Source organism: Nonomuraea sp. NPDC049269 (assembly GCF_043197155.1).
GTDB lineage: Bacteria > Actinomycetota > Actinomycetes > Streptosporangiales > Streptosporangiaceae > Nonomuraea.
On sequence record NZ_JBICSO010000003.1, the window covers coordinates 585,753 to 599,740 of the forward strand.

9 protein-coding genes are annotated in these 13,988 nt (G+C 70.0%); 6 read left to right on the top strand and 3 right to left on the bottom strand.

Features of this window, described 5'->3' with window-relative positions; all coding sequences use genetic code 11:
* Positions 1–38 precede the first annotated feature (38 nt).
* The 3 genes from ACGFNP_RS20410 (at position 39) to ACGFNP_RS20420 (ending at position 7,397) form a co-directional block, all read left to right on the top strand.
* A complete protein-coding gene (locus tag ACGFNP_RS20410; protein ID WP_358316295.1) occupies positions 39–851 on the top strand; it encodes an SAM-dependent methyltransferase in 813 nt (270 codons plus the stop codon).
* A gap of 122 nt (positions 852–973) precedes the next feature.
* Positions 974–4,960: a HAMP domain-containing protein gene (locus tag ACGFNP_RS20415; RefSeq protein ID WP_358316292.1), complete on the top strand. Its 3,987-nt coding sequence runs from the start codon at positions 974–976 to the stop codon at positions 4,958–4,960.
* Between the two features lie 43 nt (positions 4,961–5,003).
* Complete coding sequence (locus tag ACGFNP_RS20420; protein ID WP_393320613.1) at positions 5,004–7,397, top strand: SpoIIE family protein phosphatase; 2,394 nt, start codon at positions 5,004–5,006, stop codon at positions 7,395–7,397.
* A gap of 3 nt (positions 7,398–7,400) precedes the next feature.
* On the opposite strand, the gene ACGFNP_RS20425 is transcribed toward ACGFNP_RS20420, so the two are convergent.
* From ACGFNP_RS20425 to ACGFNP_RS20435, 3 genes are all read right to left on the bottom strand, one after another.
* Positions 7,401–8,180 (bottom strand): SigB/SigF/SigG family RNA polymerase sigma factor, encoded by a 780-nt coding sequence (locus ACGFNP_RS20425; protein ID WP_358316287.1) that lies wholly within the window; start codon positions 8,178–8,180, stop codon positions 7,401–7,403.
* Positions 8,181–8,363: 183 nt separating this feature from the next.
* On the bottom strand, positions 8,364–9,140 hold the full coding sequence (locus tag ACGFNP_RS20430; RefSeq protein WP_393320617.1) for a phosphotransferase: 777 nt from the start codon (positions 9,138–9,140) through the stop codon (positions 8,364–8,366).
* A gap of 56 nt (positions 9,141–9,196) precedes the next feature.
* Positions 9,197–11,725 (bottom strand): DUF6493 family protein, encoded by a 2,529-nt coding sequence (locus ACGFNP_RS20435; RefSeq protein ID WP_393320620.1) that lies wholly within the window; start codon positions 11,723–11,725, stop codon positions 9,197–9,199.
* Positions 11,726–12,470: 745 nt separating this feature from the next.
* Here ACGFNP_RS20435 and ACGFNP_RS20440 point away from each other — a divergent pair.
* Genes ACGFNP_RS20440 through ACGFNP_RS20450 form a run of 3 tightly spaced genes read left to right on the top strand, consistent with a single transcriptional unit; the run spans position 12,471 to position 13,988 of the window.
* Positions 12,471–12,740, top strand: a complete 270-nt coding sequence (locus ACGFNP_RS20440; RefSeq protein ID WP_393320623.1) for a hypothetical protein — start codon at positions 12,471–12,473, stop codon at positions 12,738–12,740.
* 13 nt (positions 12,741–12,753) lie between these two features.
* Entirely contained in the window at positions 12,754–13,593 is an 840-nt protein-coding gene (locus tag ACGFNP_RS20445) for a hypothetical protein (protein ID WP_358316275.1), read from the top strand.
* Entirely contained in the window at positions 13,590–13,988 is a 399-nt protein-coding gene (locus tag ACGFNP_RS20450) for a YbaB/EbfC family nucleoid-associated protein (RefSeq protein WP_358316272.1), read from the top strand. Before ACGFNP_RS20445 ends, ACGFNP_RS20450 begins: the two co-directional genes overlap by 4 nt.

The following is a 13,988-nucleotide window of genomic DNA, read 5'->3' on the forward strand; positions in this document are numbered from 1 at the left end:
AAGAACTTTCCTCTGCTACGACGATCCGGGGGCGCCTGATGACCGAGGACGCGAACGACGACGTGATGGAACAGCTCAGCCGCATAGACACCTCGGTGGCCCATCCGGCCCGCGTCTACGACTACTGGCTGGGCGGCAAGGACCACTACGCCGCCGACCGCGAGACGGGCGAGCAGATCCTCAAGGTCATGCCGGAGCTGGCCGTCATCGCCCGTGCCGAGCGGGAGTTCCTGGCCCGCGTGGTGCGGCACCTGGTCGTCGAGGCGGGCGTGCGCCAGTTCCTCGACATCGGCACCGGCATCCCGTCGGCCGACAACACCCACGAGGTGGCCCAGGCCGCCGCGCCCGACGCGCGCATCGTGTACGTCGACAACGACCCGATCGTCCTCGCCCACGCCCGCGCGCTGCTGCGCGGCACCCCTGAGGGCTCGACCATGTACATCGACGCCGACCTGCGCGACCCCGCGACGATCCTGCGGCAGGCGGCCGAGTCGCTGGACTTCACCCAGCCGGTCGGGCTCATGCTGCTGGGCGTGCTGGAGTTCGTGACCGACGACGAGCAGGCGTACACGGTCGTCGCCGAGCTGATGGAGGCGCTCCCCTCGGGCAGCCACCTGATCGTCGCCTCCAGCGTGAGCACCCCGGACATGGACCGCGCTGCGGCCATCTGGAACGAGAGCGGCGCCACGCCCATCACGATCCGCACCCCCGAACAGCTCATGGGGTTCTACAAGGGGATGGACCTGGTCGAGCCGGGCATGGTGTCGCTGCCGAAGTGGCGCCCCGAACCGACCACCCAGTACGCCGGCCAGGAGGTGTCGCAGTACGGCGCCGTCGGTCGCAAATCCTGACCTTCTATCCCCTATCCCCACTATGGCTTGACCACAACGCGGCAGTTGGCGCGATCGACAGGGGCACCTGACTATCCTCCCTGGTGAAGCTTTGACCATCCAAGATCGGAGCCAGGGTGAACATGAGTGACACAGCGGGGGTCTCACGTTCGTCCGAGCGGGGCAAGCGGACCCGTGATGTCGGCGAAGTCGGCGAACCAGAGCTCCGGCAACTGCTGGCCGGGCTGACCGCGGTCCGTGACGGCGACTTCGGCACCCGGCTGCCGAACGACGCCGACGGACTGCTCGGAGAGATCGCCTCCGTCTTCAACGGCATGGTCGACCAGCTCTCGCTGTTCACCTCCGAGGTGACCCGGGTATCCCGCGAGGTCGGCACCGAGGGCCGGCTCGGCGGCCAGGCCGAGGTGCCGGCCGTGTCCGGCACCTGGAAGGACCTCACGGAGTCCGTCAACGCCATGGCCGGCAACCTCACCGACCAGGTACGCAGCATCGCCCAGGTCACCACGGCCGTGGCCAGGGGCGACCTGTCACAGAAGATCACCGTCGCCGCCCGCGGCGAGATCCTGGAGCTCAAGAACACCGTCAACACGATGGTCGACCAGCTCTCCTCCTTCGCCGACGAGGTCACCCGGGTCGCCCGCGAAGTCGGCACCGAGGGTGAGCTGGGCGGCCAGGCCGACGTCAAGGGCGTGGCGGGCACCTGGCGGGACCTGACCGACTCGGTGAACTTCATGGCGGGCAACCTCACCGCCCAGGTCCGCAACATCTCGCAGGTGGCCACGGCGGTGGCGCGCGGCGACCTGTCACAGAAGATCACCGTCTCGGCGCGCGGCGAGATCCTGGAGCTCAAGAACACCCTCAACACGATGGTCGACCAGCTCTCCTCCTTCGCCGACGAGGTCACCAGAGTCGCCCGCGAAGTCGGCACCGACGGCCGGCTCGGCGGCCAGGCCGACGTCAAGGGCGTCTCCGGCACCTGGAAGGACCTGACGGAGTCGGTCAACGTCATGGCCGACAACCTCACCGCCCAGGTACGCAGCATCGCCCAGGTCACCACGGCCGTGGCCAGGGGCGACCTGTCGCAGAAGATCACCGTCGCCGCCCGCGGCGAGATCCTGGAGCTCAAGGAGACCATCAACACGATGGTCGACCAGCTCTCCTCCTTCGCCGACGAGGTCACCAGAGTCGCCCGCGAAGTCGGCACCGAAGGCCAGCTCGGCGGCCAGGCCCGGGTGCCGAACGTGGCGGGCACCTGGAAGAACCTCACCGACAACGTCAACTCGATGGCCGACAACCTGACCAACCAGGTACGCAGCATCGCCCAGGTCACCACGGCGGTGGCCAGGGGCGACCTGACCCGCAAGATCGACGTCGACGCCCGCGGCGAGATCCTGGAGCTGAAGACCACCATCAACACGATGGTCGACCAGCTCTCCTCCTTCGCCGCGGAGGTCACCAGGGTCGCCCGCGAGGTCGGCAGCGAAGGCCGGCTGGGCGGCCAGGCCGAGGTCGAAGGCGTCTCCGGCACCTGGAAGCGGCTGACGGAGAACGTCAACGAGCTGGCCGGCAACCTCACCCGCCAGGTCCGCGCCATCGCGGCGGTGACCAGCGCGGTCACCTCGGGCGACCTGACCCGCTCCATCACCGTGGACGCGGAAGGGGAGCTCGCCGACCTGAAGGACAACATCAACTCGATGGTGGAGTCGCTGCGCGAGACCACCAGGGCCAACGAGGAACAGGACTGGCTCAAGTCCAACCTGGCCCGCGTGTCCGGGCTGATGCAGGGCCATCGCGACCTGGCCACGGTCGCCGTCCTGGTGATGGACGAGCTGGCGCCGCTGGTCGCGGCCCAGTACGGCGCGTTCTTCCTGGCCGAGGAGAACGAGCTGCAGCTCATCAGCGCGTACGGATTCGCCGCCGACCCCGAGCGGCCGACCCGGTTCCGCATCGGCGAGTCGCTGGTCGGCCAGGCGGCGCGCACCCACAAGACCATCGCCATGACCGACATCCCGGGCGACTACATCACCGTCTCCTCCGGGCTCGGCCAGACGGCCCCGGTCTCGGTGGTCGTGCTGCCGATCGTGGCCGAGGAGCAGGTGCTCGGCGTCATCGAGCTGGCCTCGGTCTACGCCTTCACCCCGGTGCACCGCGCGTTCCTCGACCAGTTGATGGAGACCATCGGCGTCAACCTCAACACCATCGTCGCCAACGCCCGCACCGACGTGCTGCTCGTGGAGTCGCAGCGGCTCACCGTCGAGCTGCAGACCCGCTCGGCGGAGCTGCAGAGCCAGCAGGAGGAGCTCCAGCGCTCCAACGCGCAGCTGGAGGAGAAGGCGACGCTGCTGGCCACCCAGAACCGCGACATCGAGACCAAGAACCTCGAGATCGAGCAGGCCAGGCAGGAGCTGGAGGACCGTGCCCAGCAGCTCTCGCTGGCCTCCAAGTACAAGAGTGAGTTCCTGGCCAACATGAGCCACGAGCTGCGCACCCCGCTCAACTCCCTGCTCATCCTGGCCCAGCTGCTCGCCCAGAACCACACCCGCAACCTCACGGCCAAGCAGGTCGAGTACGCGGGCATCATCCATTCGGCCGGCTCCGACCTGCTGCAGCTGATCAACGACATCCTCGACCTGTCCAAGGTCGAGGCCGGCAAGATGGACATCAACCCCGAACGGGTGCCGCTGCGCCAGTTGCTCGACTACGTCGAGGCCACCTTCCGGCCGATGACCACGCAGAAGAGCCTGGAGTTCGTGATCACCACCGCTCCGGGTGTGCCGTCCGAGCTGCTCACCGATGACTCGCGGCTCCGCCAGGTGCTGCGCAACCTGCTGTCCAACGCGGTCAAGTTCACCGAGACGGGTAGCGTCGAGCTGCGGATCGAACCGGCCAATCCGGCCGAGCTGCCCGTTCCCGCGCGCCCGCACGGTTCGGCCGTCGCCCTGCGGGTCATCGACACCGGCATCGGCATCCCCGAGCAGCAACTGGAAGCGATCTTCGGCGCGTTCCAGCAGGCCGACGGCACCACCAGCCGCAAGTACGGCGGCACCGGGCTGGGCCTGTCGATCAGCCGCGAGATCGCCTACCTGCTCGGCGGCGCCATCACCGCGCAGAGCATCCCGGGGCAGGGCAGCGTCTTCACCTTCTACCTGCCGGTCGCGCGCCCCGACTTCGAGGACCGGCCGCCCGCCAGGTCCATGCCGTACCCGTCCGCCCCCATGCGGCTCGCGCCGCCCACGCCCGTGGCGCCGCAGCAGCGGCGGCTCCTGGTCATCGAGCAGCGGCAGCGTGGGCTGCTGTCCCTGGTCGCGGAGAGCGTGGTGGCCGACCTGGCCGACACCCGCGACCTGACCAGCCTCAACGGGAGCATCGAGGTGGTCACCGCCGCCGGCGCGGAGGAGGCCGCCGCCACGCTCGCGGCGGAGCCCTGCCACTGCATCGTCCTCGACATGGACATGCCCCACAGGGCCGCGTACGGGCTGCTGGAGGCCATGGACGGCGATCCCGCGCTCCAGCAGGTGCCGGTCCTGGCCTACAACAACTGGCGCACGAACCCGCAGCAGGAGGCGACCCTCCAGGACCGCGCCGGCCACCGGCCGCTGGAGCTGCTGTCCAGCCTCGACGAGCTGCGCGAGCGCATCGCCCTGCACCTGACCGCCGACCAGCCGGGCGACGTACTCCCCCTGGCCCGGCCCGGCGAGCTGGGCGCGCCCGCCGGGCGCGAGGTCGACGACACGCTGGCCGGGCGTACGGTGCTGGTGGTCGACGACGACGCCAGGAACCTGTTCGCGCTCACCAGCATGCTGGAGATCCACGGCATGCATGTGCTGCACGCGGACAACGGCCGCAAGGGCATCGACACGCTGGTCGCCCACCCGGAGACCGACCTCATCCTGATGGACGTGATGATGCCGGAGATGGACGGCTACGCCGCCACGGAGGCGATCCGGGCCATGCCCCAGTACGTCAGCCTGCCCATCATCGCGGTCACGGCCAAGGCCATGCCGGGCGACCAGGAGAAGTCACTCGCGGCGGGCGCGAGCGACTACGTCACCAAGCCGGTCGACTCCGACCATCTCATCGAGGTGATCCAGCGCTGGATGAACTCCTAGCGCGGTCCCCACCCCACCTCGTCCACCCCCGAGGAGTCGCACGTTGCAGCCATCACAGCAGCCCGGCGCCGCCCTGCCAGGAGGCGACGCCACGGCGGCTGGTACCAGTGCGGAGGCGCCGGCCGGTGACGCGAACGTCGGCCGGCTGGCCGCCACGATCGAGCGGATGCGCAGGCAGATCCAGGACGCCCACCTGGCCGCCGAGGGGCGCGCCCTGATCGAGCTGGCCAAGGGCATCCTGGTCGAGCGGCTGCGCTGCGGCCCCGCCCAGGCGGCCCGCCAGCTCGCCACGCTCGCGGAGCAGTCCGGGCTGTCGCAGCTGGAGCTGGCCTCCGACATCATCGACCAGGCGGCGCAGGATCGCATCAGCGAGACGGCCCGCGAGTTCCTGCTCTCGGCGAGCGCGAGCCACGACCGGGCTCTTTCGGTTCGGCTGCGAGCCGCCGAGAGTGGCGTGCTCGGCGCGACGGACACCCAGGCGGTCGCCGAGTCTCTCCTGGAGCACGCGCTGGCGCCGCTCGGCGCGACGTCGGCCGCCGTGTGGGCCGCCGGTCCCGACGCCTCGCTCACCCTCGCCGGGTATGCGGGATTCAGTGCCGAGGAGGCCATGCGGTGGCGTTACGTCCCTCCCGGCGTCGCCACTCCGGCTCGCCAGGCTCTCACGGAACGCCGTATCGTCTGGTTCCCGGCCCTACGCGAGGTCGGCCTGCCCAGTATCGGCCACCGGCAGGCGGTGGAAGGCGGGCGGGTGGCGGTGCCCGCGGGCACGGGCGGGCGCATCCTGGGTGTCCTGGAGATCGGCTGGCCACATGACCTGGAGCCGCAGTCGCCGCAGATCGAGCGGCAGATCGAGGCTCTGGCGGACTTGTGCGCCCACACCCTGGATGCGGCTCCGGCGCCGTCCCTCTCCGGGTTCGGCGACCCGGCCTTCTCCGAACTCGTCGATCTGGCCGAGGCGCTGCCGGATCCCGCCCTGGTGCTGCGTCCGCACCTCGACACCAGCGGCAGGCTGACCGACTTCCGCATCGTGCACACCAACGAGCGGTTCGCCGACCCGGCCGGGCGTCCGCGCCACCGGGTCACCGGGGCTCTGCTGCTGGAGGCGTACCCGCTGGCGGCCGAGGACGGCGGCCTGTTCGCCAAGGTCGAGCACGTACACGCGACAGGCGAGCCGTTCCGCACCGAGCGCATGACCCTCACCACCCTGGTAGACCAGGTGCGGCTGACCACCGAGGCCGACGTCAGCGTCACCCGTCACGGCGACAGCGTGCTGCTCATCTGGCGCGCCCACGACGAGACGGCGCGACTGGCCGGCATCCTGCTCCACGCGCAGCGCCTGGGCCGCATCGGCGGCTTCGAGGAGAACGCGCTCACCGGCCAGGTCACCTGGAACGACCAGCTCTTCTCCCTGTACGGCATCTCTCCCGCCGACCAGCCGATACCCCTGGAGCGGCTGCGCGAACACGCGCATCCCGACGACGCGGTCAGCATCGGCCGGTTCCTGCGCACCGTGCTGCATCATCGGCGGCCCGCCACCATGGCGTTCCGGCTCCATCGGCCCGACGGGATCTCCCGGCACATCCGCGTGGTGGCGGAGCCCGTTTTCGGGAACGACGATCGGCTGCTGGCCGTACGCGGTGCTTATCAGGACATTTCCTCCCAGCACTGGACCGAGGTCGCGCTCGCCGCGACCCGCGACCAGCTCGCGCACAGCGAGCAGCAGACCGCCGAGCGCAACCGCCTGGCCCTGCAGCTGCAGCGGGCCATCATGCCGTCGACGCGCAACACGATGGACGCCTTCGGGCTGCGGATCGCCGTCCACTACCGCCCGGCGGAGAAGGACCACCTGGTCGGCGGCGACTGGTACGACGCCGTCGTGCTGCCGTCCAAACAGGTGCTCCTGTCGGTGGGCGACGTCGCCGGGCACGGCATCGAGGCGGCCACCGGCATGGTCATGCTACGCAACGCCCTGCGCGGCCTGGCCGCCACCGGCGCGGGGCCCGCTCAGCTGCTGACCTGGCTCAACCTCGTCGCCCACCACCTGACCGACAGCGTGACCGCCACCGCGATCTGCGGCCTGTACGACCCGCAGACCCGGGTACTGCGCTGGGCCCGGGCCGGGCACCTGCCGCCCCTTCTGGTCCGGGGGACGAGCGCGTCGGAACTGCCGATGATCGGAGGGCTGCTGCTCGGGGCGATGTCCGAGGCATCGTACGAGGAGGGGCAGTTGCAGCTCGAAGCCAAGGACACCCTGCTGATGTATACGGACGGGCTCATCGAACGCCGGGACCGAGCCCTGCAACACGCCCAGAACCAACTGCTCGTCGTCTCCGCGCAGCCCGCTACGACGCTCGAACAGCGGCTGGACCACCTGCTCACGGACTGCACCTCGGACACCGACGACGACACGTGCCTCATCGGTGTCGAGCTGCGGTGACCCTCAGTCTGACAAGCCCTTGCGCAGGTCGTCGAGCACCTTGCGCAGGATGCGCGAGACGTGCATCTGCGAGATCCCGAACTCGGCGGCGATCTCGGCCTGCGTCATGTTGCCGTAGAAACGCAGCAGCAGGATCTTCTTCTCCCGTACGGGCAGCGCGTCGATGAGCGGCTTGACGGCGTGCTTGTCGACCAGGGAGTCCAGCGATTCGTCGTGCTCGGGGATGACGTCGCCGAGGCTCGCGGAGTCGTCGTCGACACCCGTCGGAGCATCGAGCGACAGCGTGCTGTAGGCCGCCGAGGCGTCCATCGTGAGCAGCACGTCCTCCTGGGAGATCTTCATCTTCTCGGCCAGCTCGGCGACCGTCGGCGCGCGGCCGAGGGTCTGGCTGAGGTCCGAGACGAGCTTGTTGAGCTCGGAGCGGCGCTCCTGGTAGACGCGCGGCACCCGGATGGCCCAGGTACGGTCCCTGAAGTGGCGCTTGACCTCGCCGGTCATGGTGACGACCGCGTAGCCGCGGAAGTCGTGGCCAAGGGAGGCGTCGAACCCGTTGATGGCCTTCATGAGGCCGACATAGGCGGCTTGGCGTAGGTCTTCGACAGGCTCGCCGCGGTAGCGGTAGCGACGGGTGATGTCGTTCGCCAGCCACTCGTGCATCGCCACGAGCCGCTCACGGATCCGTACCTTGTCGAGCTCGGAGGTCTCCGGCTTGACCATCTCGACCAGAAGTTGTTCGGGGGTCATCTCGCTGAGCACGAGCGTCTGGGCCTGCTGGACGGTCATTCCTGCTCCTCATATCTACTGCAGGCGGTCCCGTCCAGAACCCAAAAAAGCCCAGACAGAGACACGCCTCGATAAAACGAGACGAAGCCCTCTGCTGGACTTCACTTCTAACATTACCCGCTTTACGACAATATCACCCGGAGCTAGATCACGAAAGGGTCACGCCTTCCTGGGTGTGGTTCCTCAGTCGCGTACCCAGAAGCTCTCCGGCAGAGCCTCGATCTCGACCACGGCCTGTTCGAGGTTCGTGGCGAACGGCAGCAGTGCCTGGTGCACCGGCTCACCGCCCTCGGCGAGCCGCCGGATGACCTGGGCGTTCACCCGCGCCCGGTCGACGACCTCGGGACCGAACTTCGTACGGTCGCCCTCATAGCCGTAGGCGTCGAGCAGCAGGTGCAGCCGCCGGGACCGATCGTCGAACGCCGTGAACCCCTGCTCCGTGACGACGCGCCGAGCGTGCAGCGGCACCCAGGTCAACGCGCAGTAGGCCAGGTCGCGCTCCCGCGACGACGGCCCGGCGGTGTCCCAGTCGACGAACCCGACCAGATCGTCGCCCTGCCACACCGCGTTGTACGGGGAGGCGTCGTGGTGCCCGATGACGAGCCCCGGCCGCCACGGCCGCCCGATGAACCAGACCGCGCCGGACTCGGGCACGAACGTCGCCGTCGCGTCGTGTAACCGCCGCATCCAGGCCCCGACCTGCTTGAGCGCGCTGTCCGACCACGCCCACGCGGGCCAGGGAGCCTGCTCCCCGATCGTGTCGCCGTGCAGGAAGGTCAGCACCTCGCGCCCCTGCTCGTCGAACCCGAGCACCCGAGGCGCCCCCTCGAACCCGACCGCCTCCAGATGGGCCAGCACGGTGTGCACGGTGCGCGTCCACGGATTGGCGGGCCGGTGGACGGTCTCACCGATGCGTACACCGCCGACATGCCTGCCACCCGGCAGGGGCTGCTCGTCCATGCCGCCGTTTCTACTCCCGGCCCGCGACTCGCGCACCTGGTTTTCGATCGGTTCGGTCAGGGGCGGATCAGGTAGGCGTGCAGCCGGCGGCACTCCGTACGGAACCTGCTGCCGCCACCCTGCCCGGCCACCGCCTCGACCTCGGGAATCGCTCCCCGAGCCGCGGCCTGCTGGGCCACTGTCACGGCGAGTCCGACCATCTTGGCCAGTCCCGCGCGAGGCTTCTCTCCGTCTGCGGCACTGGGCAGGAGGGCGGGCAGCAGGGCCCGCAGCACCTCCCACACCTCACGATGCGCACCGCGGTCGGCGGCGGCCTCGAGTGCGTCCATGATGTGCTGCTGCTTCAGCCACGTCCACCGGATGAGCACTCCGAGGTGAGCCCCCAGCTCGGCGGCCGGCAGGGCGCCGCGGGCCGCCATCGTCACCAGGACCGATGCCGCGCCGTTCGCGTCCCTCTGCGCCAGGAAGTAGGCCAGCACGAGTGCGGTGGCCACACCCGCGGGGCCGTCGGCCGCGGCCAGCATGGCGGGCTGGACAGGGTACGTACTTTCCCCAGCCCACTGGCGATGCAGGCGTGGCACCAGATTGACCGCCACCACCTCCCGGTGCGAGGGCAGGACCGACGGCCACCAGCCCATGCAGTGGCCGTAATCGTTCATGGTCCCGGCCGGTGGTTCGGTGATGAATTCGTCGATCAGGTCCAGGCCGGTCGGCTCGGCCTGCAGCCGCGGGGTCAGCCAAATCTGGCCGGTCCCGGTAGGCCGTCGCTCGTCGAGGTAGTAGGAGTCGAGGTCCTTGTTATAGCTCCACCGAACCCGGACCTCCGGGTCGGGCAGGCCGCCGTCGGCCAGCCGCCGCGCCACGGTCCGGCCCGCCTCGGAGGTCAGCCGCGCCGCCCGGGACGCCGCCTCCGGATGGGCGCCGCGCGGCAGCCGCAACAGCGCCTGCCGCAGATCCACCGGAAGGGGTACGGCCCGCGCAGCCTCACACTCCGCCAACCGGGAGACCAGGACGTCGGGGTCGAGCATCCCGCTGGCGAGAGTGGGCGTGGCCAGCAGCACCGGCGGCAACGTGCCGTCCTTGAGCGCGGCGAGCACCTCCGCGAAACGACGCAGCACGAACATGTCCAACCCCGAGACCTCCCGTGGGTCGGGGAGCCGATCCCCCGGCGCCTTGGCGACCGGCTCCGCCGGTTCTGCGGCCCGGAGGGGGTCGGCCTGTGGCGTCGGCATGCCGGTCTGTTCGAGCAGGTCGAAGAACTGCTCTTGGACCTCCACGGGCAGGTGGGCGAACGAGAAGCCGTCCGCCTGCGCCGCGGATTCATCCTCGGAGCCATCCGCCAAGGCTTCGAGCGCGACCACCTGGAGGGCGCTGAAGGTGACCTCACTCTCGTACGCCGACCCTCCACGCCGCCAGCGCCCCTCGGCCGGGACACCCGGGTCAGCCCCTGGCGTGATCAGCTCCCGGGCGATCGCGGCACGCCATTGGTCGTCCTGCAGCCAGCGCCGCATCTCGAACAACTGCGGATAGCTGCTGCCGAACGGCACTTCGAGCGCCGATCGCAACCCGTCCCGATCACGTGCGGCGAGCCGGACGAATCCGGCCAGCCAGCGCTCGCCGTCCGCCCATTGCCAGGAGGTCCAGCCGAGCGTCTCCATCTCCGCCGGCTTCTCCGGAGCGGCCGGGAACGGCGGTACCGGGACCGGCTCGGGAAGCGGCGGCGGGGTGAAGGCGGGTCCGGTCTCCTCGACGGCGGCCTGCCCGCCGTACACCGCGACCAGCCGGGCACCCAGCGCGGGCGGCAGCGCCGGGATCGCGTCCCTGATGTGCTCGGCGCCGAGCGGGCTGAAGCGGGCGGCGTGCTTGAGGGCGAGCTGGGCGGCTCGGCCCTGGATCTCGTACGCCTCGTGGTGGAAGGCGGTGACCAGGGCGGCGACCAGTTCGTCTGCTCGATCGGGCGCCAGGCGTACGGTCTGGTCGAACCACGTCAGACCTGGACGTACGAGCTTGGCCTCAGCCCGGAACAGCAGCCCTTCCAGCGCCTCGGCCACGTCGGCGGGATCGTGCGCGTCGAGCCGCCGCAGGTGGCGCAGGGACAGCTCGGCGACCGGGCCCGGTGCGGCGGGGAGCAGGCGCAGGTAGTCGCGACGGCGCGCGTCGATCTCGGCCGTGGTGGGTTCGAGGAGTTCGTGGAGACGGGCGAAGAAGCGCAGGTCCTGTGCGGTCCCACCGCGCAGGAAGCGGCGAACGCAGCCGTCGAGCAGCGCTTCCCGCTCGCCCACCGCGCGGATGGCACTGAACCACGGCGAGATCGGCTCGGCCTTCTCGTACTGCAACGCCCGGCCGACTCCTTCGGCCTCGAAGAGCCGGGGCAGCAGCGCGGGAAGCAGCGGATCGGACTCGACCACACTCCCGCCGACCCTACCCAGCGGGTCGCTCCCGGCGACCGCCCAGGCCACGACCAGCGGGTCGTGCTCGGGCGGCGGCGCCCCGGTGTGCCGCAGCATCGCCAGCGCGAGGACCGCGCCGGGATCCCGGGGCCCCGGACCTTGGCGGCGAGCCGTACGGCCAGCTCGGCCTGCCACTCGGCAGGCCGGTGGTCGAGAAGCCGGATGACCCGCGCGGGATCGCCGAACTCGGTGCGGCCGGTGAACGTTCGCCACATCGCGAGGTCCCGGCGGGTCAGCCAGGAGGCCACCGCGCTGACCGCGCTGAGGGTGCCGGCTCCCGCCAGGCGTAACAGATCGGCCCAGTCCTGCCAGGGCTCGCGATCGGGCTCGCGCCAGTGCGTCCAGTAGTCCGGGTCCTCCTGCCGACGCCGGGTCTCCGCCACCCAGCGCTCCTGCTGCTTGGCCTCGGCGTGCCCGCTCAGCACGGGGATGTGGCCGCGCAGCTCGCCCGCGACGAGCTTGCGCTCGGCATCGTCCAGGGTGATCAGCCGCTCGATCAGCTTGTCCGCGTCACCTGCGCTGATGAGGTCGCGGATCTCGTCCCAGCTCGTCATGGCAGGGACCATAGAGATCACCACCGACAGAAACTCCGCCTCGCTCGTTCGCGCGCGGTCGCTTATCACGATCATGGTAAAAAGATCACGTGTCGACCGATGAATTCTTATCCACGGCCAGTCAACCGCTCGGTAACGTTTCGCCGCCTGCCTCGGCGTCCGGGACGCCTGGCCTCTCGCCGTCGCTGGTGAGCCCGTGCCCGCACACCCCCGCGTGCCCGCCGCCCACGTGCCTTCCATCGCGTCTGCGCGCGCAGCCCGTGCAGGCGTCACTGCTTGAGGACCCCGACGGGCCCACGAAAGGGTACGAGACCAACGCGGGGTACGTGCGGAAGTTCGCCGGCACCATGGACGGCTCGGCCACCGGCGTGGACACCGTCAAGCAGTGGACGCCCCGCTTCGAGGGCTGGAATCTGATCCCCATGGCCGGAGTGCCCATTGTCGGGCTGATGTTCGTCAACCGGCTGAACACCATCGCCGACACCTGGCGGGACAGCGCGGGCATCCTCTCCGAAGTGCTGCGCACCGACAGCGGCAAGATCTACAAGGCCGCGGACAACTACGTCGCCGCCGCGCGGGCCAACACCGTCAAGTGAGGAGAAACCCGCCATGGGCGAACCGCCGAAGCTGATCGTGCCGGGCCAGACCACCCCTGCGGCCAACCAGCAGCTCCACATCTCCAACGCCAGCGGCACCGTACAGCGGACCGTCACGGTCACTCCACCGACGCGCACCGACCCCGGCTTCTACAAGCGGCTGATCACGGAGCTGAACCCGCTGCGCCAGAGCAACAGGGCCGCGATGGCCGTTTCCGGGCTCGGCGTCGCCGCGCTCGCGCTGGACGTGGCGGCCACCCTCAACCTGGGCAACCCGTTCCTCTTCTACGATCGGCGCGAGCAGTGGAAGGGCATGGCCGGTCTGCTGGAAGGCAGCCGGTCCGACCTGTGGCGCGCCTTTTTCGATGACATCTCCCCCAACTGGAAGGGCCAGGCGAGGGACACGCTCCAGCAGTACGTCCGGTTCAACGTCAACGGCTTGTACGGCCAGCTCGGCAAGATCTCCGACGAGATGAGCGGCGCCATGCACGGCCAGTACAAAGAGGTACTGGAGTACGACCTGTCGGTGTTCGGGCTCTACGCCACCTCGGCCCCCATACTGCGCAGCGTCGCCGCCATGAGCGCGCACCCGGTCGGGAGGGTCGCCCTGATGACCCAGGTCGGCCTGTTCATGAGCGCGGCGGGGAATCTGGTCAAGCAGTTCGCCGACGTGTACAACTCCTACGAGAGCGCCCTCAACAAGCTGGAACTCAAGCTCAACGATCTGAGGGGCGCCTTCTACCGGTCCGGCAACCCGGCGCTGGGAGCACGCGATCTCCACCTCACTCCAGCGATCGCGGACCCCGCCCAGCTGAACGACTACTGGGTGCCCATGGCGAAGGACGCCTCATGAGGCGCGTCGAGGCGTTCGCCGGAGGTCGGCAGGACGACGTCGACGGGCTGCTGCGCGAGACGGACGGCTGGGCGCGCACCCTGGCCGGGGCGCTGGGCGAGCTGGCGGAGGAACGGCTGGCGGGTGCCGACCCGTCCGAGGTCGTCCGCGCCGAGGTGTCCGGCACCGGTCGCCTGCGCGGGTTGTCCATCGACCCGCGCGGCCTGCGCGACCTGGACCACGTCCAGCTCGCCGAGGCCGTTTGCGCGGCGATCGCCGCGGCCCACCTCGCGATGGGGGAACGACTGACAGAGGTCGTCCAGGATCTGACGGGCCGAGCGCCTGACACCGCGGACACAGAGGGCGCCGTCGACCCGCTCGACGGCCATATCCGCAACGTGCTGCGAGGAGAGTGA